The 24,747-nt window shown below is 57.8% G+C and carries 21 protein-coding genes; 14 read left to right on the top strand and 7 right to left on the bottom strand.

Features of this window, described 5'->3' with window-relative positions; all coding sequences use genetic code 11:
* Positions 1-208: 208 nt before the first annotated feature.
* Positions 209-658: a methyltransferase family protein gene (locus tag AC2FNR_RS22005; RefSeq protein ID WP_234899413.1), complete on the bottom strand. Its 450-nt coding sequence runs from the start codon at positions 656-658 to the stop codon at positions 209-211.
* A gap of 171 nt (positions 659-829) precedes the next feature.
* Between AC2FNR_RS22005 and kynU the strand changes: the two genes are divergently transcribed.
* Positions 830-2,023: a kynureninase gene (kynU, locus tag AC2FNR_RS22000; RefSeq protein ID WP_496851468.1), complete on the top strand. Its 1,194-nt coding sequence runs from the start codon at positions 830-832 to the stop codon at positions 2,021-2,023.
* Here kynU and AC2FNR_RS21995 read toward each other — a convergent pair.
* Entirely contained in the window at positions 2,016-2,609 is a 594-nt protein-coding gene (locus tag AC2FNR_RS21995) for a TetR/AcrR family transcriptional regulator (protein WP_170527522.1), read from the bottom strand. The genes kynU and AC2FNR_RS21995 overlap by 8 nt on opposite strands.
* 88 nt (positions 2,610-2,697) lie before the next feature.
* Between AC2FNR_RS21995 and AC2FNR_RS21990 the strand changes: the two genes are divergently transcribed.
* Positions 2,698-3,162, top strand: coding sequence for a (2Fe-2S)-binding protein (locus tag AC2FNR_RS21990; RefSeq protein ID WP_496851465.1), 465 nt, complete (start codon positions 2,698-2,700; stop codon positions 3,160-3,162).
* A 3-nt stretch (positions 3,163-3,165) separates the two neighbouring features.
* Entirely contained in the window at positions 3,166-5,406 is a 2,241-nt protein-coding gene (locus AC2FNR_RS21985; RefSeq protein ID WP_496851463.1) for a xanthine dehydrogenase family protein molybdopterin-binding subunit, read from the top strand.
* Between the two features lie 48 nt (positions 5,407-5,454).
* Here the strand turns inward: AC2FNR_RS21985 and AC2FNR_RS21980 are convergent, their stop codons facing one another.
* The 3 genes from AC2FNR_RS21980 to AC2FNR_RS21970 all read right to left on the bottom strand — a co-directional run bounded on the left by AC2FNR_RS21980 (position 5,455) and on the right by AC2FNR_RS21970 (position 9,076).
* Positions 5,455-6,234 carry a gamma-glutamyl-gamma-aminobutyrate hydrolase family protein gene (locus AC2FNR_RS21980; RefSeq protein ID WP_170753022.1) on the bottom strand — a complete coding sequence of 260 codons (780 nt, stop codon included), beginning with the start codon at positions 6,232-6,234 and terminating at the stop codon, positions 5,455-5,457.
* 198 nt (positions 6,235-6,432) lie between these two features.
* The gene (locus AC2FNR_RS21975; RefSeq protein WP_496851461.1) at positions 6,433-6,858 is read right to left on the bottom strand and encodes a GlcG/HbpS family heme-binding protein; all 426 of its coding nucleotides are present in this window, start codon (positions 6,856-6,858) and stop codon (positions 6,433-6,435) included.
* Between the two features lie 82 nt (positions 6,859-6,940).
* Positions 6,941-9,076: a malate synthase G gene (locus AC2FNR_RS21970; RefSeq protein ID WP_496851459.1), complete on the bottom strand. Its 2,136-nt coding sequence runs from the start codon at positions 9,074-9,076 to the stop codon at positions 6,941-6,943.
* A gap of 205 nt (positions 9,077-9,281) precedes the next feature.
* Here AC2FNR_RS21970 and pepN point away from each other — a divergent pair, with 205 nt between their 5' ends.
* The 6 genes from pepN to AC2FNR_RS21940 all read left to right on the top strand — a co-directional run bounded on the left by pepN (position 9,282) and on the right by AC2FNR_RS21940 (position 16,526).
* Positions 9,282-11,834 (top strand): aminopeptidase N, encoded by a 2,553-nt coding sequence (gene pepN / locus AC2FNR_RS21965; protein WP_496851458.1) that lies wholly within the window; start codon positions 9,282-9,284, stop codon positions 11,832-11,834.
* Positions 11,831-12,259 (top strand): hypothetical protein, encoded by a 429-nt coding sequence (locus AC2FNR_RS21960; RefSeq protein WP_496851456.1) that lies wholly within the window; start codon positions 11,831-11,833, stop codon positions 12,257-12,259. The genes pepN and AC2FNR_RS21960 overlap by 4 nt, the downstream gene beginning before the upstream one ends.
* Before the next feature lie 132 nt (positions 12,260-12,391).
* The gene (locus tag AC2FNR_RS21955) at positions 12,392-13,642 is read left to right on the top strand and encodes a hypothetical protein (RefSeq protein WP_496851454.1); all 1,251 of its coding nucleotides are present in this window, start codon (positions 12,392-12,394) and stop codon (positions 13,640-13,642) included.
* Between the two features lie 73 nt (positions 13,643-13,715).
* On the top strand, positions 13,716-15,227 hold the full coding sequence (gene gatB, locus AC2FNR_RS21950; protein ID WP_496851452.1) for an Asp-tRNA(Asn)/Glu-tRNA(Gln) amidotransferase subunit GatB: 1,512 nt from the start codon (positions 13,716-13,718) through the stop codon (positions 15,225-15,227).
* A gap of 159 nt (positions 15,228-15,386) precedes the next feature.
* Positions 15,387-15,806, top strand: coding sequence for a DUF4177 domain-containing protein (locus tag AC2FNR_RS21945; protein ID WP_170753027.1), 420 nt, complete (start codon positions 15,387-15,389; stop codon positions 15,804-15,806).
* A 273-nt stretch (positions 15,807-16,079) separates the two neighbouring features.
* A complete protein-coding gene (locus AC2FNR_RS21940; RefSeq protein ID WP_496851450.1) occupies positions 16,080-16,526 on the top strand; it encodes a hypothetical protein in 447 nt (148 codons plus the stop codon).
* 373 nt (positions 16,527-16,899) lie between these two features.
* On the opposite strand, the gene AC2FNR_RS21935 is transcribed toward AC2FNR_RS21940, so the two are convergent.
* A complete protein-coding gene (locus AC2FNR_RS21935; RefSeq protein ID WP_496851449.1) occupies positions 16,900-17,154 on the bottom strand; it encodes a BolA family protein in 255 nt (84 codons plus the stop codon).
* 108 nt (positions 17,155-17,262) lie between these two features.
* On the opposite strand from AC2FNR_RS21935, the gene AC2FNR_RS21930 reads away from it, so the two are divergent.
* On the top strand, positions 17,263-17,889 hold the full coding sequence (locus AC2FNR_RS21930; protein ID WP_170352576.1) for a J domain-containing protein: 627 nt from the start codon (positions 17,263-17,265) through the stop codon (positions 17,887-17,889).
* A gap of 5 nt (positions 17,890-17,894) precedes the next feature.
* Here the strand turns inward: AC2FNR_RS21930 and AC2FNR_RS21925 are convergent, their stop codons facing one another.
* Entirely contained in the window at positions 17,895-18,800 is a 906-nt protein-coding gene (locus tag AC2FNR_RS21925; protein WP_496851447.1) for a Hint domain-containing protein, read from the bottom strand.
* A 335-nt stretch (positions 18,801-19,135) separates the two neighbouring features.
* Between AC2FNR_RS21925 and cobS the strand changes: the two genes are divergently transcribed.
* The 4 genes from cobS (at position 19,136) to AC2FNR_RS21905 (ending at position 24,721) form a co-directional block, all read left to right on the top strand.
* On the top strand, positions 19,136-20,119 hold the full coding sequence (cobS, locus tag AC2FNR_RS21920) for a cobaltochelatase subunit CobS (RefSeq protein WP_170352574.1): 984 nt from the start codon (positions 19,136-19,138) through the stop codon (positions 20,117-20,119).
* 381 nt (positions 20,120-20,500) lie between these two features.
* A complete protein-coding gene (locus AC2FNR_RS21915) occupies positions 20,501-20,905 on the top strand; it encodes a hypothetical protein (protein ID WP_170753034.1) in 405 nt (134 codons plus the stop codon).
* 92 nt (positions 20,906-20,997) lie between these two features.
* Positions 20,998-22,875, top strand: a complete 1,878-nt coding sequence (gene cobT, locus AC2FNR_RS21910) for a cobaltochelatase subunit CobT (protein ID WP_496851444.1) — start codon at positions 20,998-21,000, stop codon at positions 22,873-22,875.
* A 64-nt stretch (positions 22,876-22,939) separates the two neighbouring features.
* Entirely contained in the window at positions 22,940-24,721 is a 1,782-nt protein-coding gene (locus AC2FNR_RS21905; RefSeq protein WP_496851442.1) for an aminopeptidase P family protein, read from the top strand.
* Positions 24,722-24,747 lie beyond the last annotated feature (26 nt).

The following is a 24,747-nucleotide window of genomic DNA, read 5'->3' as shown; positions in this document are numbered from 1 at the left end:
CAACTGCAAAGCGGACTCGGGCGTCATCGCGACCCGGTTCTCACCGTCCAGTATTTCCTTTGGTGTGCCTAGCTTCACTGGCAGTCCCCCTAAGTTTCACTCGGTCCGAGCGGTTCATCGGATATGTTTGATAAGCACGCTGTGTAGCTGACGCAACATTATTTCGCAAGCGCAGCATCCGTGACGCTGTGTCATTGCCTTGGCCACTCTAAATCCACCTGCGGGTTTTGCGTTCGTAACGGGCGAAATCAGTGCGGAAACTCCGCCGCATTCGATCTTCTTCAGGCAGGATAAAGCGCTGCTCCAGCAACCAGACGAAGATCGGAATCAGGGCCAGCGACAGCACTGCATCGAAGCGCAGAACCAGACCGGCCAGAATCAACACGTCGCCCAGATAGATCGGATTTCGGCTGCGTGAGTAGATGCCCGACTGCACCAAAGACGAGGGCGTTTCGTGCGGAATGACTGTTGTCTTGAAACGACGAAACTCGGCCACAGCCAGAACCGCCAGCAAGATGCCGCCGCCGATCAAAATACCGCTCAGCAAATCGGTCAGGCCGCTGTCCAGGGACAACCCCATCGGGAAATGGCGCGCCTGGAGCCAGGCAACACATGCAAACCCGACAAGCCAGACAGGTGGTATATCGACCCAGCGCATTGGCAGCCTCCGCAGCGGACGACATGCAACGGCACGTCGCTTCTGCGTGTCCTCGTACCGTTTTAAGGCCGGATTCGCAAAAGCGCGGGATGTCGCATCAATGGACAGAGAATTCAGGATCGGTTACGCCATTGAAAAAGACGCATTCTTAACACAAGGCCACTCCCTGCGATGACCGATTTTGCCGCGACCAAAGCCCTTTTTGAGCTACCCGACGGAGTGATCTATCTGGACGGGAATTCTCTGGGCCCCCTGCCCCAAGCCGCCGGGAAAACCGTGGCCCGCATGATAGAGGATGAGTGGGGTCAGATGCTGATCACTGGCTGGAACAAGGCCGGCTGGATGGGGTTGCCCACAGGTCTGGGCGATCGCATCGGGCGGCTGATCGGAGCGGAACCGGGAAGTGTCGTGACTGGCGACACGCTGTCGATCAAGGTGTATCAGGCCGTCGCCTCGGCGCTGGAGCTGTGCCCGGATCGCAGAGTAGTGTTGTCAGACAGCGGCAACTTTCCCTCGGATCTGTATATGGTCGACGGCCTTTTGCGCTCGCTTGGGTCGGATTATGAGTTGCGCGTTGTCGCCCCCGAAGATGTCGCCGCACACATCACCGAGGACATAGCGGTTTTGATGCTGACCGAGGTCGATTACCGCACCGGCCGGATGCACGACATGAAGTCACTGACCGAACTGGCCCATGCAAAGGGTACCGTGACGGTCTGGGATCTGGCCCATTCCGCCGGCGCAATTCCGGTGAACCTGTCCGGTTGCAACGCCGATTTCGCGGTGGGCTGCACTTATAAATATCTCAATGGCGGCCCCGGCGCGCCCGCATTCATTTATGTCGCGCCCCGTTTGACGGATCGCGTACGCCCGGCCCTGTCGGGCTGGCTGGGGCACGAAGCCCCGTTCGCATTCGATCTGGACTACCGCCCCGGTAACGGGATCGAGCGGATGCGCGTCGGCACTCCTCCGATCATCCAAATGACGGCGCTATCAGCGGCGATGGAAATCTGGGACATGGCCGATATGGCGGATGTGCGCGCGAAATCTATCGAATTGACCGAGCTGTTCATCACTCGGGTCGAGGCCACATGCCCCGACCTGACCTTGGCAAGCCCGCGTGATCCGGCCCAACGTGGCAGTCAGGTTTCCTTCCGGTTTGCCGAAGGCTATGCCGCCATGCAGGCCTTGATCGCACGCGGTGTGATCGGAGATTTCCGGGCCCCTGACATCATGAGGTTCGGGTTCACCCCGCTCTATATAGACGCGCAGGACGTTGAGAGCGCTGTCAAAATTCTTACCGACATAATGACGAACCGACTATGGGATACGCCAGAGTACAAAACGCGCCAGCGGGTTACGTAACCTCGATTCCCGCTCCAATAACCGTGGCAAGATTAGAGTTTGAGCGGATAAATTCCTGATAATCGCTGGCCGAGGTTTTTATCCCGCGCAGCGCTGAGGCAATCATCTTGGCTGTTTCCCTTGGCCCATCGAACAAACGCACCCGCCCCTTTTCTGCCTCGCGCCGCAGCCAGTCAGCATAAAGCGCCATCAACTGCGCCTCACCCTGTGTCACGATATCGGCGGCAGTGGACACGCTGGCATCCAGCAGCTCTAGCCCGTGGGGCGAGGACATGATCTCGGCCATGCCATCCGTTTGCACATGGATCGCATTTCCGATGATTTGTGAAACTGATCCCTCCATATTCAGCGCTTCGGCAACGGCGGCCGTTTTACGCTCGTAGTGCAAATGTGTCAGTTGGCGCAGGATGGCCTCTTTGTTTTGAAAATGCAGGTACAGGGCAGGTCGGGACATACCCGCGCCTTTGGCGATGTCATCCATTGACGTTTTTTTGAACCCATAAGCCGAGAAGGCTTGAAGCGCCGAATCCAATATAGTCAGGCACTTATCATCCAAAACATAATTTTCCAGTGTAGCTTTTGACATTTTTTACCCATTTTGTCAGTTGACCATCTGACATATTCAGCTAACTATGTCAGAAATTAACGACAGCTACAAGGCAAGAGGAAGCGCAATGGCGACCAATCTGAAGATCAACGGAACGTCACATCAGGTCGACCTGCCTGAAGACGTCCCTCTTTTGTGGGTCCTGCGAGATGAGCTTGGACTGACCGGCACAAAGTTCGGATGCGGCGTTGCAGCGTGCGGCGCGTGTACCGTTCACATTGACGGCGAGGCCGTTCGGTCCTGCCAAGTTGCGTTGTCAGATGTGTGGGGCGACATCATCACGATCGAAGGGCTTGGCACACCAACTGCTATGGCCAAGATCCAGCAGGCATGGGTCGATCATCAGGTTGCGCAATGCGGCTATTGTCAGTCAGGTCAAATCATGCAGGCCGCGGCGCTGCTGGCCGAAAATCCAACGCCGACGGACGCCGATATTGATGACGCAATGCAAGGAAACCTTTGCCGTTGCGGCACTTACCCGCGCATCCGGGCTGCGATCCATGACGCGGCCTCCAAACTGAAGGAGGCATAAACCATGGCGTCTGTTGGAAAAATCCTCCGTCGTACGTTCCTTATCGGCTCGGCCGCCGTTGTCGGCGGTGTCGCCTTTGGCGCTTATTACGTCACGCGTCCGGCCGCGAACCCGCTGCGACCCGGCAAAGGAGAGACCGCCCTTAGCCCCTTTGTCCTGATAGACCAGCAGGGAGTAACCCTGTTTGCTCCGCGTGCCGAGATGGGACAGGGCGTTATGACCACGTGGGCCGCACTCATTGCCGAAGAGCTTGATGTTGAGATCGACGAGATCCGCGTGTTGCACGGCCCTGCGGCTGCTGCCTATTACAACTCGGCACTCATGGCCGAGGGGCTGCCAAATAAGGGCTATGACGCCAGCGAGTTCCAGCACAACCTGGGCGAGGCCCTTGGCGTGCTTGGCAAACCGCTGAGCCTTCAAGTGACAGGTGGCTCGACCTCTATGAAAGACGGGTTCGAGCGGATGCGTGAAGCCGGTGCCACCGCGCGTGAGACGCTTAAGCAGGTCGCCGCTGATCGGCTGGGCGTGGATCGGGCACAATTGAAAACCGAACGCGGCGCAGTGATCGCGCCGGATGGCACGCGCATTTCTTATCACGAGCTCGCCGAAGCCGCTGGTCAAATCGAACCGCCCAACGTTGCATTGCGCGACCCATCGACCTGGCGCCTATTGGGTCAGAACCTACCCCGTGTCGACGTGGTAGGGAAATCCACCGGCACAGCTGAGTTCGGCATCGACGTGCGACCCGAGGGTTTGAAGTTCGCTTCCGTTCGAATAAACCCGAAGCTGGGCGGCACAATGAAGGGATATGACTCCAGTTCAGCCGAATCCATGCCCGGCGTCGAAAAGATCGTCAATCTTGGCGACGGTGTCGCGGTGGTCGCAAGCAACACCTGGCTTGCCATACAGGCGGTCGAAGCCATCGACATCGACTGGGGTGACGCCCCCTACCCCCCCGAAACCGACGGCCTGTTTTCCAAGATTGCCGAAGCGTTTGACGACGCGCCAAACTCGACCATGCGCGATGATGGCGACGTGGACATTTTGCCCGACGGCGCGACAGAAATCTCGGCAGAATACAAAGTGCCGTACCTGGCCCACGCCACAATGGAGCCGATGAACGCCACGGCCCTGTTCACTGGCACCAAGCTAGACCTGTGGTGTGGCAACCAGGCACCGACATTGATCCAAATCCGCGCCGCGAATACAGCCAATCTGGCTACCGAGGCGGTCGATATTCATACCACCTATCTAGGGGGCGGTTTCGGTCGCCGTGGTGAACTGGACTTTGCAGAAATCGCCACCAAAGTTGCGATGGCGGTACCCAATGTTCCGGTTCAGACGACCTGGAGCCGGGAAGAGGATATGCGTCACGATTACTACCGCCCCGGTGCAATCGCCCGGATGCGCGGAGCGGTCAAGGATGGCACTGCCGTTCGGATCGACGGTAAGGTGGCGTCGCAATCCAGCACGCAGCAAGCAGTTGAACGCTATACTGGCCTGCCGGGCGGCGGCCCCGACAAGGTTCTTGTCGAGGGGTTGTTCAACCAGCCCTACGCAGTACCGAACTACCGCATCAGCGGCCACATCGCCGATCTGGCCGTGCCAGTAGGCTTCTGGCGCTCGGTCGGCAACAGCCATAACGGGTTCTTCCACGAAACTTTCATGGACGAAATGGCTCATGCCGCTGGCCGCGACCCGCTAGAGTTCCGGCTGGAGCTGGCCAAGGCCGAATTCGCCCCAGCTGCAGGTGTTCTGCAAGCCGTGAAAGAGATGTCCGGCTGGACCGGAGAAACCCCAGACGGTGTCGGAAAGGGCGTCGCCATGACCTACAGCTTTGGCACTCCGGTCGCTCAGGTCATCGAAGTGGTCGACGAGGACGGCACCATTCGCATCGCTAAAGCGTGGATCGCCTGCGACGTGGGCATCGCTTTGGATCCAGGCACGGTCGAGGCGCAGATGTTCGGTGGCATGATGTACGGCTTGTCGGCCGCCGTTATGGGTGAAATCACGTTTGCGGACGGAGAAGTAGAGCAATTCAACTTCCCCGATTACGACGCGCTGCGCATGCACAACGCTCCGGTGACCGAGGTACGTATCCTCGAAACCAACGCGCGCCTGGGAGGCGTGGGTGAGCCTGGCACACCTCCGTCAATGCCTGCACTTGGAAACGCGTTGTTCGACCTCACGGGCGAGCGCGCACGCACCCTGCCACTGATCAATCAGTTCGATTTGCTGGTTTGATCGCGATGCGCCGGTCTGGTTCTTCTCTCCTGGACCGGCGCACGCCTTCTATGCCGATTGCTGCAGCGTCGCGGCCTTAGAGCCAGCAGACCATGCATGAACAGCTTCTCCGAACGCTTTGAACAGCGGGCGCGAGACCGGATCGTTCTCGGCATCCCATTCCGGGTGCCATTGCACCGAAAGCGTAAAACCCGGGGCGTCCTTTATATAGATCGCTTCTGGCGTTCCATCCGGCGCGTGGCCATCTACCACAACCCGATGCCCGACCGTCTTGATCCCCTGCCCGTGCAGAGTATTCGTCATGACTTCGGTCGCATCCATCAAACGGTGAAATACGCCGCCTTCGGACAGTGTCACGATATGGCGCAGCGCAAACTTTTCTTCCAACGTCCCATCCGGTGGCATGCGATGGTTCATCCGCCCCGGAAGATCACGAATTTCGGGATAAAGTGTTCCACCCATCGCCACGTTGACCTCTTGAAACCCGCGGCAAATGCCAAAGAACGGCTGGCCCCTTTCGACACAGGCCCGCACCAACGGCAGTGCGATCGCATCCCGCGCCCGATCAAAATCGCCATGCGCATCGGTTGCGGACTCACCATATTCCTCGGGGTGCACATTCGGGCGCGCGCCGGTCAGCAAAAAGCCGTCACAGACGTCCAGCAATTCTTCCACTGAAACGTAGCGGGGATCAGCCGGAATTAGCATCGGCAAACAGCCTGACACGTTCGCGACCGCGTCCGAATTCATGGTCCCACCGGCATGGGTCGGGTATTGATCATCCAACAAGTATGAGTTGCCGATAATACCCACAATAGGTCGAGGCATTCTTCTTTCCCGGTTGTTTTTGCGTTTCGGGAAAGCTAGCCGCCGTCACAGCAGCGCGCAATAGCACAGCCCCTGTGTGGCAGCGCAGGCAATTGTTCACTTATGCACAAGGGGAACAAGAAACAGTCAAATGACCATTTGTGAGGCATTCCACGAACACCGAAAGTCGAAGGGCCCAGGGGCCCTTCGGCAGGTTCATCAAACCTCGCCGATCAGGCTGGCAGCTTCGATCCCCGCCATCGCCGCGATCGCGTCATTGTCCGAGGTGTCGCCGGTCACGCCAACAGCGCCGATCACGGCCCCTTTCTTGTCGCGCAACAATACGCCGCCCGGCACAGGCACAACCTGCCCGCCATATACACCGTTCACAGCGGCCATGAAGTACGCCTGCGCCTCGGCCCGGGCCATCTGCGCGGTGCCTGCCATGCCCAGCATGACCGACCCATAGGCTTTTCCCTGCGCAATCGCAAAACGACCGGGCGCGGCACCGTCTTCGCGCTCAAAGGCGATCACATGACCACCGGCGTCCAGAACAACAACTGACAGGGGTTTCAGCTCCAATTCGCGGCCCTTTTCCAAAGCCTTGCGCACAATCGTGCGCGCCTTGCGCAATGTAACAGCCATGCGTGATCCCTTTCATCTGGCCAAAAATATCCTCGGGGGAGCGGGAGCGGGCAGACAGCCTCCTCGCTCCGACCCTATCCGTTCAACCCAAGCTCGCTTTCAACTCCAAACGGCGGGCGTGCAAAACCGGCTCGGTGTAACCCGAAGGCTGAACCCGGCCTTTGAACACTAGATCACAGGCTGCCTGGAATGCCACACCGTCAAAACCGGGCGCCATCGGGCGATAGCTCAGGTCGCCTTCGTTCTGCCGATCCACCACGGCGGCCATCTTCTGCATCGCCGCCATCACCTGTTCTTCGCTCACCACGTCATGGAGCAGCCAGTTGGCCAGCGCCTGCGACGAAATCCGGCAGGTTGCGCGGTCTTCCATCAGGCCGATATCGTTCAAATCCGGCACTTTCGAACAGCCCACACCCTGATCAATCCAGCGCACGACATAGCCCAGAATGCCCTGCGCGTTGTTCTCGATTTCGCGGGTGATCTCGTCCTCGCTCAGGTTGCGGCCTCCCAGCAGCGGCACGGTCAGCAGGTCGTCCAGCGTTCCGCGCGCGCCGCCTGCGGCCAGTTCGTCCTGACGGGCCAAAACGTCGACCTTGTGGTAATGCGTGGCGTGCAGAGTTGCAGCGGTCGGCGACGGCACCCACGCGCAAGTCGCGCCAGATTTCGGGTGGCCGATCTTCTGATCCAGCATATCGCCCATCCGGTCGGGCATCGCCCACATGCCTTTGCCAATCTGCGCCTTGCCTTTCAGACCACAGGCTAGACCGATATCGACATTGCGATCCTCATACGATGTAATCCAAGGCGTCACTTTCATGTCCCCCTTGGGCAGCATCGGACCTGCTTCGATAGAGGTATGGATCTCATCCCCGGTCCGATCAAGGAAACCGGTGTTGATAAAGGCCACGCGAGATTTCGCGGCGCGGATGCATTCTTTCAGGTTGGATGAGGTGCGGCGCTCTTCATCCATGATGCCCAGCTTAACGGTGTTGCGCGGCAGGCCAAGGATGTCTTCGACCATATCGAAAATCTCGACCGCGAAAGCGACTTCGGCTGGCCCGTGCATCTTGGGCTTGACCACATAAACCGAGCCTTTGACCGAATTCCCACCTTCACGCTGCAGGTCATGCATCGCAATCAGCGTGGTGCAGAGCGCATCCATCAGGCCCTCACCGATCTCATTGCCTTCACCATCCAGAACGGCGGGGTTGGTCATCAGGTGGCCCACGTTGCGGATCAGCATCAGCGAGCGGCCTTTCAGCACATCCTGTTCGCCGCCTGCGGTGGTATAGGTCAGATCGTCAGCCAGTTTCCGGGTGAAGGTGGTGCCGCCCTTGGTCACTTCTTCGGCCAGATCGCCTTTCATCAGGCCCAGCCAATTGCTATAGGCCACGACCTTATCTTCGCCATCCACACAGGCCACCGAGTCCTCGCAGTCCATGATCGTGGACAGCGCCGATTCCAGATGAACATCAGCAATCCCAGCCGGGTCGGTCGCGCCGATGTTGCTAGAGGCATCGACAACGATTTTCACATGCAGCCCGTTATTCTTCAGCAGAACGAAATCAGGCTTCTCAGCCTCACCGCCAAAGCCGACAAATGCCGCAGCGCCGGCAAGCGCAGGTACCAGCGCACCGCCTTCGACCCGCAGATCGGACACATCGGCCCACGAGCCTGCAGCCAGCGGTACAGCATCGTCCAGAAAACCTTTGGCCCATGCAATCACACGGGCACCACGCGCCTCGTCGTACCCTCCGGCGGCTGGCAGATCGCCCATCGCGTCCGTGCCATACAGCGCATCGTACAAGCTGCCCCAACGTGCGTTGGCGGCGTTCAGTGCAAAACGGGCATTGGTGATCGGCACAACCAGCTGCGGGCCGGGTGTCGAGGCGATCTCGAGATCGACATTGGTGGTTTCGATCTGGAAATCGTCACTCTCTTCGACCAGATAGCCGATCTCGCGCAGGAATGCCTGATAGGCGCTGGCGTCGTGGTCCTGACCTTTGCGGTCCAGATGCCATGCGTCCAGCTGGCTTTGCATCTTTTCACGCTTGGCAAGAAAGTCGCGGTTTTTTGGGCCCAGCTCGGACACCATCCGCGACAGACCATCCCAGAACGCATCGGCCGTAACACCGGTGCCAGGCAGCGCCTTGTCTTCGATGAACTCGGCCAGAACCGTATCAACTTGAAGCCCGCTGCGTGTCTGTCTGCTGGTCATAGTGTTCCTCCCGCCTTTTTGTGCACCACTGTGTGCAGCCAGCATTTAGAGTGAAAGTTTCCGATAGGCAACGTGCCGAAACAATTTCGGTAAAAAAAACTTACCAAAAATTCGTGACCAACTTTTGGTTGGGCTCCGACACCGCTTGCAGCCCATTGCCACAGACCATAACGTCGCCTCAAACTCCAACCGATGCGAGGCCCAGATGCGCGACGCTGCCCCTACGACGATTTATCTGAAAGATTACACGCCCTTTGGCTATCTTGTGGACAGCGTGCATCTAACCTTCGATCTGGCAGCGCACGCCACCCGCGTTACATCGCGCATTGCTTTCCGCCCCAACCCTGATGCCACGGACCGCACATTCTTCCTGCACGGCGAAGAGCTGACCCTGATCCGCGCCTCCATTGACGGGGTGCAGATCACGCCCGAGGTGACCGACAAAGGCCTGACCGCCCCCGCCCCCGACGCGCCCTTCATATGGGAGGCCGAGGTTGAGATTGACCCTGGCAACAACACCGCGCTTGAGGGGCTTTATATGTCGAACGGCATGTATTGCACCCAGTGCGAGGCGGAAGGGTTCCGCAAGATCACCTACTACCCCGATCGCCCTGATGTGATGTCCACCTTCACCGTGCGCATCAATGGCGATCTGCCGGTACTGCTGTCCAACGGCAACCCAAGCGACAAAGGCGAAGGCTGGGCCGAATGGACCGACCCGTGGCCCAAGCCTGCCTACCTATTCGCGCTTGTCGCGGGCGAGTTAATTGCCCATCCCGGCCAGTTCACTACCATGTCCGGGCGCGACGTCGAGTTGAACCTCTGGGTCCGCCCCGGTGACGAGGGCAAATGCGCCTTTGGCATGGAGGCGCTGAAAAAGTCGATGAAATGGGACGAGGACGTCTATGGCCGTGAATACGATCTGGACGTGTTCAACATCGTGGCTGTCGATGACTTCAACATGGGCGCGATGGAAAATAAGGGGCTGAACATCTTCAACTCCTCCGCCGTGTTGGCCAGCCCCGAGACCTCGACCGATATGAATTTTGAGCGGATCGAGGCGATCATCGCTCATGAGTATTTCCACAACTGGACCGGCAACCGCATCACCTGCCGCGACTGGTTTCAACTGTGCCTGAAAGAAGGCCTGACCGTGTTCCGCGACGCGCAGTTCACGTCCGACATGCGCTCGGCCCCGGTCAAACGCATCCACGACGCCATCGACCTGCGCGCCCGGCAATTCCCCGAGGATAACGGGCCGCTCTCGCATCCTGTCCGGCCCGAAAGCTTTCAAGAGATCAACAATTTCTACACCGCTACAGTCTACGAAAAAGGTGCAGAAATTATCGGTATGCTGAAACGGCTGGTGGGTGATCAAGCCTATACCAAGGCGCTGGATTTGTATTTCGACCGCCATGACGGGCAAGCCTGCACGATCGAAGACTGGATCAAGGTATTCGAGGATACGACGGGCCGCGATCTGAGCCAGTTCAAACGCTGGTACAGCCAATCCGGCACTCCGCGTGTGACGGTGGCCGAAGAATGGGCAGACGGCACCTACACCCTGACCCTGTCGCAGCGCACCGAGCCCACGCCGGGTCAGGACGAAAAGCTGCCGCAGGTGATCCCGGTGGCCGTTGGCCTTCTGGGCCCCAACGGTGATGAAGTCCGCGCGACTGAGGTGCTGGAACTGACCGAAGCCAGCCAAAGTTTCACCTTCACCGGGCTGGCGGCCAAACCAACGGCCTCGGTCCTGCGGGATTTCTCGGCCCCGGTTATCCTGGAACAGGATCAAAGCAACGCAGAGCGCGCCTTTTTGCTGGCCCATGACACGGACGCGTTCAACCGATGGCAAGCCGGGCGCTCGCTGGCCGAAGACACGCTGTTGAACATGATCCAATCCGATGCAGCCCCCGACGCGGACTATCTGGATGGTCTTATGGCTGTGCTGCGCGATGGTGACTTGGACCCGGCCTACCGCGCACTGATGCTGGGCCTGCCGACGCAATCGGAATTGGCGGCTGCCTTGCACGAGAATGGCGAAACGCCTGATCCGATGGCGATCTGGACCGCCGTCGAGACGCTGCGGCAGGTCACTGCACAGCACGTACAGGACCTGCTGCCGCGTTTGCACAGCGAGACCGTGATTGATGCTCCGTACAACCCGGGTGCCAATCAATCGGGCAAACGCGCGTTGGGCGGGGCCGCTTTGGCGCTGACCTCACGTCTGGACGGGGGCGCCAAGGCCGCCGAGGAATACAAGACCGCCGACAACATGACTCTGCAACTGACCGCCCTGTCCTACCTGCTGCGCGCTGGCAAGGGCGAGGCCGAACTGGCCGCATTCTATGACCAATGGCAACACGACCGGTTGGTGATGGATAAATGGTTCGGCCTGCAAGTCTCGATGGCCGCACCGGATGCGACGGCGGATGTGGCGCGCAATCTGACCGAGCATCCGGATTTCAACTGGAAAAACCCCAACCGCTTCCGCGCCGTCATGGGTGCGCTTGCGATGAACCATGCCGGGTTCCACCGGGCCGATGGCGCGGGCTATGCCCTGCTGGCGGACTGGTTGATCAAACTGGACCCGGTGAACCCGCAAACCACGGCACGGATGTGTTCGGCCTTCCAGACGTGGAAACGCTATGACACCAATCGTCAGGCCCTGATGCGCGCAAAGTTAACCCGCATCGCGGAGACGCCCAACCTGTCGCGGGACACGACCGAAATGGTGTCACGCATCCTGGACGCATGACGCCTTACACGTTCACCCGGAAGAACAGAACGCCGCGCGTTTTGGCGATCCTGCTCTGCATCTACAGCGCGTTGATCGCTCTGGTCGTGTGGCTTGACGCGGTATGGTGGCTGATCGCTCCGCTGGCCCTGACCACTCTACCCGCTGTTTGGGACTTTGTGCAGGGTACCAAAGCCGGATTGTCGGTGGGGAAGGATACGTTGAGCTGGTTCACCGGACCGCGCAAGGCCGAGGTCAATCTTGCCGATATTGACCACGTTCGAATGGACACGCGCTGGGATTTCTCAGTGCGTGTATCGCTGGTCTTGAATTCCGAGAAAAAGATTCGCCTGCCTGATGAATCTACCCCTCCGCACCGCGTGTTTGAGCAGGTTCTGCAGGCCACCGGGCTACGGGTTGAACGGCATCATTTTACTGTATTTTAGGGGTAATCCGGATACCCAACCTGGATTGTTCACGAATTTAGCGCTAAACGACCCCTGAATCTTGAATTTGAGTAAAATCAGGAGAAAGATTAAGTCCAACGTTACCAGTTTTTACAGTTACCGAGTTTTACCATGTTGCGGTTCTTCAAGTCCAACGCGCCCAGCGCATCTGTCCCCCAAATCCACCCGGAGTTGTGTCTGGCGCCAGATGTGTCTGCGGTGTTTCCGCAGCGTGGCCAAGTGAATATTCCTGTCGTTGATGCGCGTTCCGAGGACATCGCAGGCCGTGATGCGATTGAACGCGGCCGCCATCTGGCCCGACAGGGAAGGTGGTCCGAGTTGTCTCGGCAGATGAAGGCGGCCGACGATGCGCGCGAGTCGGCATCAGATGGAATGCCGGTCGCCGATCTACTGGCGTTTGGTGCTCGTGCGGACGTGGTTTTGGCCGTCGAGCATGCCCTGTCGGACCTGAAAGAAGTGCGCGACTACGACCTGCTGGGTGGTATTTCGGAGTTAGAAGACGAAATGCGCGACAACGCGGACGATGCGATGATCGCTCTCGTCGTTGCTTTGGCCCATATCGACATCGCGTGGGCATGGCGCGGGACGGCCACGGAAGACAAGTTGCCCTCTTTGCATCAGTCGCGTTGCGCAGCTCATTTCGACCGCGCCGCCGCGATCCTTCCGAAATGCCGTGAGGCCGCGCGGGACAGCCCTTTGGTTGCAGCGGCCGATTGTGCTCTGCTGGCCGGACAGCGTAAGACGCATGTTCGTGTGGCCGACAAATACGAACGCCTGATTACGCTGGATCCCCATAACCAACGCCATATGCGCGCTATGGGCACGCATCTGCTGCCGCGCTGGTTCGGCAGCTACGAAGAGCTTGAGGTCCAAGCCCTGCGCAACGCCGCCAGAACTCATGATATCTGGGGCGCAGGTGGTTACACTTGGGCGCAGTTCGACGCGATCGTGCTGGATGACGAAGCCTGTGCGCGGCTGGATGTCGAATACTTCCTGCAAGGCCTTCATGACATTCTGAGCAACCGCCCCGATCAAGAAATGGTAAATATGCTGGCGGCATACTGCGCGATCACGATCAAGCGTGGCATTGGCCGGAATGAAAAGGCGGACGCTGTTCGCGCTCAAATCCACGAGGCCGCAAACTGGTTGATCCGCGATCACCTGACCGAATTGCACCCGCTGATCTGGGCACATGCAGCCAACGGCTTTAACAACGCGGCGCGCGTCAACTCGACTGAACGGTTTGCGGCACGCGGTCACCGCGACGCGCTGCGGGCGATTGGCAACCTGTTTAGTGAAGAACTACGCAACGGTATGGATGTGACCTTCACCTCAACGGGCCTACACCTCTCCAGTCACTGAATTCCCCCTTGCCCCTTTGGCGCGCCGGGCCTAATACGCAAGCCTAGACTTCTGCGGAAATTAGAGGCGCGCCATGCTCGACCAGACATACGAAATGCCCAAAATCAAAACCATTGCCGGTGCCAAGCACGATTGGGAACTGGTGATCGGGATGGAGGTGCACGCTCAGGTCTCATCGAACGCCAAGCTGTTTTCTGGCGCATCGACCCAGTTCGGGGCCGAGCCGAATTCGAACGTGGCCTTTGTGGACGCGGCTATGCCGGGAATGCTGCCGGTGATCAACGAGTATTGCGTGGAACAGGCCGTGCGCACCGGGCTAGGTTTGAAGGCGGATATCAACCTGAAATCGGCTTTTGACCGCAAAAACTATTTCTATCCTGACCTGCCGCAGGGCTACCAGATTTCCCAGCTGTACCACCCCATTGTGGGCGAAGGCGAAGTGCTGGTCGAGATGGGCGATGGTACCGCGCGCATGGTGCGGATCGAACGCATCCATATGGAGCAGGACGCAGGCAAATCGATCCACGATATGGACCCGCATATGTCCTTTGTCGACTTGAATCGGACCGGCGTTTGCCTGATGGAGATCGTGTCCCGGCCCGACATTCGTGGCCCCGAAGAGGCCGCCGCCTATATCGCCAAACTGCGCCAGATCATGCGCTATCTGGGCACCTGCGACGGCAACATGCAGAACGGCAACCTGCGGGCGGATGTGAACGTCTCGATCTGTTTGCCGGGCGCGTATGAGAAATACCAGGAAACGCAGGATTTCTCGCATCTGGGCACGCGGTGTGAGATCAAGAACATGAACTCGATGCGCTTTATTCAGCAGGCGATTGAGGTCGAAGCCCGCCGTCAGATCGCCATCGTCGAAGCGGGTGGTGAGGTCGAGCAGGAAACCCGCCTCTATGACCCGGACAAGGGTGAGACACGCTCGATGCGGTCCAAGGAAGAGGCGCATGATTACCGCTATTTCCCAGACCCCGACCTGCTGCCGTTGGAGATTGAACAAGCCTGGGTCGATGACATCGCCGCCAAACTGCCCGAACTGCCCGATACCAAAAAGGCGCGGTTCATTGAGGCGTTTGGCCTGACCGACTACGACGCTTCGGTCTTGACTGCCGAAGTGGAAAGCGCCGCCTATTTCGAAGAGGTCGCAAAAGGCCGCAACGGTAAGCTTGCCGCGAACTGGGTGATCAACGAGCTGTTCGGTCGTCTGAAGAAAGAAGACCATGACATTACCGACAGCCCGGTCTCGCCTGCGCAGTTGGGTGGGATCATTGATCTGATTTCCTCGGACGCCATCTCGGGCAAGATCGCCAAAGACCTGTTCGAGATCGTCTACACCGAAGGCGGTGACCCGGCGCAGATCGTGGAAGAGCGCGGTATGAAACAGGTCACCGATACCGGCGCGATCGAAGCCGCTTTGGACGAGATCATCGCCGCCAACCCCGCGCAAGTGGAAAAAGCCAAGGTGAACCCGAAACTGGCGGGCTGGTTCGTTGGTCAGGTGATGAAAGCCACCGGCGGCAAGGCCAACCCCAAGGCCGTGAACGAGCTGGTTGCCAAGAAACTGGGCGACTGAACCAACTGAATTTGATGCAAAGGGCGGCAGAGGGCATCCCCTTTGCCGCCCTTCTTTTGCGCTGTGTCCGGGCAACACACGCCGGGCACGGCGCGAAGGAGACTTTCCCAATGGCCTCAACATGCTAGATTGCCAGGAACGAACAGGTAGGAAGATCCGATGCCGCGCTACGAATACAAAGTTGTCCCCGCCCCGCAGAAAAGCGGCAAATCAAAGGGCGCAAAAACCGCCGAAGGCCGGTTTGCGGCCTCGATCGAACAGGTGCTGAACCAAATGGGTCAGGACGGCTGGGAATATCAGCGCGCAGAACTTCTACCCAGTGAAGAACGCGCAGGCTTTACCAGTTCGACCGTGAACTGGCGAAACGTGCTGGTGTTCCGGCGCGAAATCGAATTGACTTTTGTCACCACTCGCAGCCCGACAGAAACGCCCGAAGGCGTACCCTTGGCCCAGCCTGTTCCGGGCCCCGAAATGGTCGTGGCCCCAGCCCCGATTGCGGAAGAGGTGCAAGAGCCGCCGCTGTCATTGAAGGGCTTGGAAACAGTTTCCAGTTCGGACGACGCACCGCCGGAGAAATAATGAACAGCATTGCCAATCGGACATTTTTGATTTCACATTCTTTTGTTTCAACACTTTGCGTTTGTTTCACTTTGATGTTCACCGGTCAGCTGCACGCTGATGCGGGCGCGAACACCCCTCCTAACTGCGTGACAAATATTGATGCTGAGGGGACCGTTATTGCTGGCTTCTTTGGCTTGGTGACTCCTCCGGTCCCTTATTCCTCAATCGAAACTGAAGGAGGTGACCTAACGGTTTACCCAACCATCCGGCATGGGAACGGTGCGCTCGTCTATGCGGGCATTTATCGGGGGGTTTATTCGGCAGGGGGGGGCCAGCCAAACTGTTAACAAGTCGGGCACAGAGACCGAACTCGTGTTCAAACAGGATGATGGCTCGATTGTGCACATTTGCTTGGTCAAAGCCAACCAATTCGACCCAACTATTTATGACCCTATAGCTTCGCAAGTTGGCGAATGCGATCTCAAAAAAATTGCAGGTGTCGAGACGCTGACGCCGGGGCACGTTCAAATATTTGAGCCCCCCTACGACCTTGTCGAAATCAGTGGCGTTCCCAAGACTGTATTGGCCGTCGCTCCAGTTACCACTGAGCTGATTCAACTGCGCGGACAAACCCCGGGCTGGGCGAACTATGTTTGGCACCCAGAAGATCAATCAAAGTTTGGAGGAATAGGGGGAATATGCAACGTCGAGGTATCTAAAAGTACGTCGACCACATAAGATTACCAGACAGAGCTCATTGAATCTTGCAAAGATACTGAGGGTAAAAATCTTACCTTTGGCCAAGGTAGCAAAGCACAATTAGAACTGTCAAAATACAGAAATAACATCAACTTTTCTTCAGGCCGATTTACGCAGAACTTGCCGCCGATTGAAATAACCACGCCATAAAAAATTGGCTTAACTGACGTCGAAGAATTCGAAGTAATCGCTTCAAGGCCGGGAAAGATGTCTTTGGTCCGAAGAGTTTATCTCTCTGAAGAGCGGAAGTTGAAACACGATGTTTGCATGGTAACTGTGAATTGACGAAGTCGAATTCAGTCGGATACCCAATCTCGAATTCCAAGCGCCCCGCGCGGTCGAGACCGCACCACTATACCCCTATGTCCAGCGCCAGCGCGTGGATACGCGGGACGATTTCCCCCAGTGCCTTGTGAACAGCGCGGTGGCGGGCGACGCGGGATTGGCCTTCGAACGCAGCCGCACGGATGCGCACGTTAAAGTGGCTTTCGCCACCTTCCTGAAAGCCCGCATGGCCCCGGTGGCTTTCGCTGTCATCCACTACTTCCAGCTCATGCGGGTCAAAGGCGGATTGCAAGGCAGTGCGGATTTCGTCAGTCACGGTCATTTTTACGCTCAGCGGCAAAAATTTTACCGCCTCCCCTCTTCTACTTTCGGCAGCTTAGACTAAACTGCTGCCTCCGAGTCGAGAAGATGCGTTCTTAAGGATCACAGAATGACGAAATCAGACCCCTTTGGATTCGATATGTCCGTCTCTAGCGCCAAGAAAAAGAACCCGCGCGGACGTCGGGGGATGTCGGGCGCATCCGAGACCTCGGTCCGAATCTGTGACCATGAAGGCTGTGACGAGCCGGGCAAGTTCCGCGCCCCCAAAGCGCCGGATGTGCTGGATGACTTCTTTTGGTTCTGTCAGCAGCATGTGCGCGAATATAACCAGAAGTGGAATTTCTTCGACGGCACGACCGAGGCCGAGCTGAACGCGCAGCGATCCAAAGACAAGGTCTGGGAACGCGAAACAAAACCCATGGGTGACCCCGAGGCCCGTGCCTGGGCCCGTCTTGGTATTGAAGACCCCCATCAGGTTCTGGGTGCAAACAGCACGCAAAACAAAGGCCGCACCGCAGGCAGCGGCGGTCGTCGCCTGCCCCCGACCGAGCGCCGCGCGATTGAAATCCTTGAAGCCAATGACAGCTGGACCAAAGCTGAAGTTCGCAAAGCATATAAGAAGCTGATCAAGGTGCTGCACCCCGATATGAACGGCGGTGACCGCAGCCAGGAAGAACAACTGCAAGAGGTTGTCTGGGCCTGGGATCAGATCAAGGACAGCCGGAACTTTAAGTAGCTGAATTAATGCACGAACATATTGCGTAGAGCCACTGCTTCTGGTCGCTTGAGGCAACGCAGCCGCGTTTGTTCCTTCGCGGTTGCGGAATTACGTATTTCGGGGAAAATCATACAGAGCTCTTCCACGTCTTCACGGCCAAAAGACTGCAGCGCCATGTCTCCCAGAAATAAACTTTCAGTCGGCAAACCATTCGACATCAGTATCGCGTGCCGATGACATGCAATGTGGAAATAGGTTACGGGTTCAGATGCGTTCACCTGGCGAATGGTTTTGTCGTTCACCAAATGAATAGCTGCCACGAAAACCTTGGGCTCACCAAACAAAAATTCTGCACGCCATCCTTCCAGAACAATTCTGTGTTGCGGCGACACATACAAATCTTGATCAGGCAAGCCTTTCCCTATCGCTCCTTTTTTAATGCAAACAGGACGCAAGCGAGGGGCCCTATTCAATTCTTCGACGCTTATTGTCTTTTCACCGATCCATTCAATGGGTAGCAATTCGCCGCTAGAAACGCGCACCTTGTCCCCAACGGACAGTTCTTCCACGAGGCAGCGGCCCGTTTCGGTTTCGATCAAAGTACCCTTAACGAAACAAGGCACTGTCCCCTCTGGAAGTGAGACTGTCACGATAAGGGAATCGTTATTGCCGTTACCGGGCCCCGTGGAGGCAAATATTTCGAGAGTAAGTTGAGTGTTTGGCGGAATATAGGTTCCCGGAGTTAACTCGACGGTCAAAAGTCCGCTTGATGAAATCGAAACCGTGTAATCGGACTCGTCTAATCCGCCGGTCCCCGAAACGACAACAGTCCATGAAGCTCCGGCTTTAGTTGCTATGTATTGCTGAGCGACAGAGGTCGACCCACTGGGAATCGAAAGCGAAGTCGGGCCTAAAATTGTCAGTGCCATTTGAACCTCAAACGGGAAACGTTAAACTGGGAACTCATTGTGTGCAGGCTTTTAGTGATATTAAACCATCACATAATTCTATTGCAATGTAAGCATTGAAAGGAAATCATTGGCCCAAGATTTGCAGTCATATTTTAGCAACTCGAGGATTGAGTTCTGGGCAGAAAAAGACTGAGTGTGACTTCGTTTCATATCAATAAGGCCAGTTTCAAAGAAACATCCGCCTCAGCTCAAACTCGTACCTCTTTCCCTTGCCCTTGCCCGCAATATGTTGCACCAAACACAGGTTCGAAAACCCGCACGAGGCTGCGGTACCAGGAATAAGGACGACAGGCATGGATTGGCCGATTGACGCAAATGCACATCCCTCAGAAGAGATTTCGGTTCGCGACGTGTTCGGCATCGACACCGACATGCAGGTCAAACGCTTTTATGAAGTGACCGAACGGGTCCCCGAGATTGATCAGACCTACAAGTTTGACCCTGAGACGACCCTCGCAATTCTGGCGGGCTTTACCCACAACCGTCGCGTGATGATCCAAGGGTATCACGGCACGGGTAAGTCGACCCATATCGAACAGGTCGCCGCGCGTCTGAACTGGCCTGCGGTGCGGGTCAACCTCGACAGCCATATTAGCCGGATCGATCTGATCGGTAAGGATGCGATCAAACTGCGTGATGGCGTGCAGATCACCGAATTCAGTGAAGGCATTTTGCCTTGGGCCCTGCGCAACCCGGTCGCGATCGTGTTTGACGAATATGACGCCGGCCGTGCAGATGTGATGTTCGTGCTGCAGCGCGTACTGGAAGCCAACGGTAGCCTTACCCTGTTGGACCAGAACGAGATTCTGACACCTCACCGGTATTTCCGCATGTTCGCCACTGCCAACACCGTTGGCCTTGGGGATACGACGGGCCTTTACCACGGTACGCAACAGATCAACCAAGCTCAGATGGACCGCTGGTCGCTGGTCGCGACGCTGAACTACCTCAGCCATGACGCCGAGACGATGATTGTTCTGTCCAAGGCCCCGCATTACAACACGGCTGAAGGTCGCAAGATCGTCAGCCAGATGGTCAGCGTCGCCGACCTGACCCGAACCGCCTTCATGAACGGCGACCTGTCCACGGTGATGAGCCCCCGAACAGTGATCAACTGGGCCCAGAACGCCGAGATTTTCCGTGATGTTGGTTACGCGTTCCGCCTGTCCTTCCTGAACAAATGCGATGAATTGGAACGCCAGACCGTGGCCGAGTTCTATCAGCGCTGCTTTGATGAGGAACTTCCAGAGAGCGCGGCAAGCGCGAGCTTGGGCTAACACCCCAAAAAAGAACAAACGATTCAGATACGGCCAGCCTGAATTCTCAGGCTGGCCGTCGTGTTTCTGCCGCCCACCAAAATGGTCGACATGATGCCGCAAGTGTTGTCTGAAATACCGGAACCTGTCCTTACTGGCTTTTTGCAGGCACCACCCGGACCCGTTCAGGGCCGAACTTGCCAAACTCAGCTGAGACTTGCAGTAATCAACCGGCCGCAAAACGCGCCGAGGACACCAATGACTAAAAGGCAAGTAACATGCGCAATAAATGCTGTACCAAAAGCAATCAATGAGCATCGATTGTGGCGGATGGGTCACTGGCGAAACCGTGATTTGTATATACCTTGATTATACAAATTACATCTATATCATATCCAATGCATGGTACATTGGAAAACACCTCTTATTGCAACAACAACTGTCTGGGCATTCGCCTCTCCTGTTACCGCATTGCCGACAACAACGTCTGACAGGGCTGAACTGTTTGCTGTCTGCTCTGGCCGGTTGGAAGCGCTAGCGGCCCGCCAACGGGCCCGCATCGGGGACGAAGATGCGCCTGCCGCAAATCTGCAGCAACAGTTCGACCAAATGCTGGAAGCGGTTCTGCCGTGGGCGCTGTCCGAGGGTATCGAAGAACACCAGCCCAAACGGTGGCGTGTGCGCGGCTGGGTTGAAGTCGCCTACCTGCTGGCCGATATGGACTATAGCTTCGACGCGCGCATCGCCGAAGGGGCCGAACAGCAGTTGGCGCGCAGAATCTCGGAGTGTCGGGCCGTATTGCTTTAGGATCGCGATGTCGAAAAGCGGATCGCCCCTATGGTCAAGCCCCCGGAATGGCTCTAGGTTGCCGGGGCAGAACAAGACCGGACCCGCCGCCGATGAGCAAACCAAACGACAACCCCGCTGATCCGTTCAAGAAAGCCCTGGCCGAGGCCACGCGGGTCATGGCCGACGACCCCGAGCTGAACGTCTCGTACACCGTTGATCCGTCAGGCATGTCGGGCGAGTCGATGCGTTTGCCCCAGGTCAGCCGCCGAATGACACGAGAAGAGGTTTTGCTGGCGCGCGGAACAGCAGATGCTCTGGCTCTGCAACGCCGATACCACGATGACGCGACGCATGCGCGCTATGCGCCTCCGGGGGATATGGCGCGGGACCTGTACGAAGCGATGGAGACCGCCCGCTGCGAGGCGATGGGCGCGCGAGAAATGCCAGGCACGGCCAGCAACATCGACGTCAAGATCAGCCACGAAGCGATACGCCGCGGTTATGACCAGTGTAAACAACCAGCAGACGCGCCTCTGTCCGTTGCCGCCGGATATCTGATCCGCCACTTGGCGACCGGTCGTGACCTGCCCCCCGCCGCCGCCAACATCATGAATCTGTGGCGTGGTTTTATCGAGGAGCAGGCAGGGGGGTCGCTTGAAAACCTAAACGATATCCTTTCGGACCAGGCTGAATTTGCCAAATTCTCGCGGCAGGTGATCAAGGATCTGGGATATGGCGACCAGCTGGGCGACGATCCCGACGAGCTGGACGACGAGCAGGAAGATCAGGCCGAAGAAGACGCCGAAGAGCAACCCGATCCGGACAGCACAGGCGACGACGACCAGCAAGAGCAGGACGCCGACGCCACGCCTGAACAGTCGCAGGAAGAACAGCAGGACCAGTCTCAGGCTCAGGTCTCGATGGACGAGATGGCCGATGACGAGATAGGCGACGAAGCCGAAATGCCGGAAGGTGAGGCTCCGCTTGAACCTCCGGCCCCGCCACCTGCCTCGGATGCGGATCCTGATTACAAAGTGTATCTGAACACGCATGATGAAGAAATCGCGGCCGAAGATCTGGCGGAACCGGCAGAACTGGAACGCCTGCGGGCCTATCTGGACCAGCAGTTGGAGCCGCTAAAAGGCGCCGTGAGCCGCTTGGCCAACAAGTTGCAGCGCCGTCTTCAGGCACAGCAGAACCGCAGTTGGGAATTCGATCTGGAAGAAGGAATTCTAGACGCCAGTCGTTTGGCCCGCGTGGTGGCGAATCCGACCACGCCGCTGAGCTTCAAGATGGAAAAGGATACCGAGTTCCGAGACACTGTGGTGACGTTGCTGCTGGATAATTCTGGCTCGATGCGCGGGCGTCCAATCTCAATCGCTGCGATCTGTGCCGATGTTCTGGCACGGACGCTGGAACGCTGCAACGTCAAGGTCGAGATTCTGGGCTTTACCACCCGTGCTTGGAAGGGTGGGCAGGCACGCGAGGCGTGGTTGAACGACGGCCGCCCGCAGCAGCCGGGGCGTTTGAACGATCTGCGCCACATCATCTACAAGGGGGCCGATGCGCCCTGGCGGCGGGCACGCCCAAATCTGGGCCTGATGATGAAAGAAGGCCTACTGAAGGAAAACATCGACGGTGAGGCACTGGAATGGGCCCATCGCCGGATGATGATGCGGCGCGAACAGCGCAAGATTCTGATGGTGATCTCGGACGGGGCGCCGGTTGATGATTCAACGCTCAGCGTGAACCCGGCGAACTATCTGGAAAAGCACCTGCGCGACGTCATCGCCATGGTGGAAAAGCGCAATATGGTCGAGCTGCTGGCCATCGGGATCGGCCATGACGTGACGCGGTATTACGACCGCGCCGTCACGATTACCGATGTCGAGCAGCTTGCCGGTGCAATGACCGAACAGCTTGCCGCCCTGTTCGACAATGACCCAAGGGCGCGCGCCCGTGTCATGGGCATGCGCAAGGTCGGTTGAACGCGGCTTTGGCCTATCGTTGTCATAAATAGAAGGGCGCAGCCCTGAAGTGATGAGGTAATAAATGTTCCAATCCTTTGCCGTAACCGCGCGCCCCGAACAGGGGCCGCCCCGGTTGGCCGCTTTGCGCACCGAGATGGCGCAGGCTGGATTGGACGGGTTTCTTATTCCGCGCTCAGACGCGTATCAGGGCGAATATGTCGCCCCGCGGGACGAACGTTTGTCTTGGCTAACAGGCTTTACCGGGTCGGCAGGTTTTTGTGCCGTGTTGCCCGACTTGGCCGGTGTGTTTGTCGACGGGCGATATCGAACGCAGGTCAAAGCTCAGGTCGCCCAGGACTTTACCCCTGTGCCGTGGCCCGAGGTCAGTTTGGGCGCGTGGTTGAAGGACAATCTGCCCGATGGCGGCAAGGTCGGTTTTGATCCCTGGTTGCACGCTGCTGGCCAGATCACCAACGCACGCAAAGACCTCGCAGGCAGCGGTATAGACCTTGTTCGCAGCCCCAATCTGGTTGACCGCATATGGCCCGATCAACCTGCTCCACCGATGAACCCGGTTAAAGCGCACCCTCTGAAATTCGCCGGTGAAAGCGCCGCCAGCAAAATCGACCGTCTGGCCGATGCTTTGGCTGCTGCTGGCAACTCGGCTGCCGTGATCACCTTGCCGGACTCGATCATGTGGCTGTTGAACATTCGGGGCTCGGATATCGGGTACAACCCAGTGGCGCACGGTTTTGCCATTTTGCACGCGGACGCCAAGGTTGACCTGTTCATGGCACAGGAAAAGCTGGGCGTGTCGCTGGGTGATCAGGTTCGCGTTCACGCGCCTGAAACGTTCCTTGATGCTGTTGCCGCGTTACAGGGGGCAATTCAGGTTGATCTTGGAACCCTGCCCCAAATCGTAGCTGACGTTTTGCAGGACAAGATCGTCGATGCCGGCGACCCGTGCGCCCTGCCGAAAGCCTGCAAAAACCCTTCTGAAATCGAAGGCAGCGCCGAGGCACACCTGCGCGACGCAGTGGCGGTGATCGAGACGCTTTGCTGGCTGGATGACCAAAGCCCCGGCAGTGTCACTGAAACGCAGGTTGTCACAAGGTTGGAAGAGAACCGGCGCAAGGACAGCGCGCTGCAGGACATCTCGTTTGATACAATCGCAGGCGCTGGTCCTAACGGCGCTATCATGCATTACCGCGTCACTGAAGAGACCGACAGCCTTCTGGAAGACGGGCACATTCTGGTTCTCGACAGCGGTGGTCAATACCTTGATGGCACCACAGATATTACCCGTACCATCGCTATTGGTGAGGTAGGTGACGAAGAAAAAGCCTGTTTCACCCGTGTCCTGAAGGGTATGATCGACATGTCGATGCTGCGTTGGCCCGTGGGCTTGGCTGGGCGCGATATCGAAGGCGTGGCTCGGGCCCCGCTGTGGGCGGCAGGGCAGGATTTCAACCATGGCGTCGGTCACGGCGTCGGCGCGTACCTGAGCGTGCACGAAGGCCCTCAGCGTCTGTCGAAGGTCAGCCATGTCCCCCTTCAACCCGGTATGATCCTTTCGAACGAGCCCGGCTATTACCGTGAAGGTGCTTTTGGCATTCGTATCGAAAACCTGGTGGTGGTGCAGCAGGCCCCTACCTTGCCCGGGGGCGATGCCGAACGCGCAATGCTGAACTGGCGCACTTTGACCTACGTTCCAATTGACCGTCGATTGATTGTTCCCGATATGCTGGCCCACGCTCAACGTGATTGGCTGAATGCGTATCACCGCGACGTTGCGGAAAAAATACGACCAAGGCTGGGCGCGGACGCGCAAGTGTGGTTGGATGCCGCAACCGCTCCGATCTGACACCCAGCTGTTACATTCCGGAGGCA

The sequence above is a fragment of the Ruegeria sp. SATB045 genome, assembly GCF_059613525.1.
This window is presented reverse-complemented; position numbering and strand designations above follow the sequence as displayed.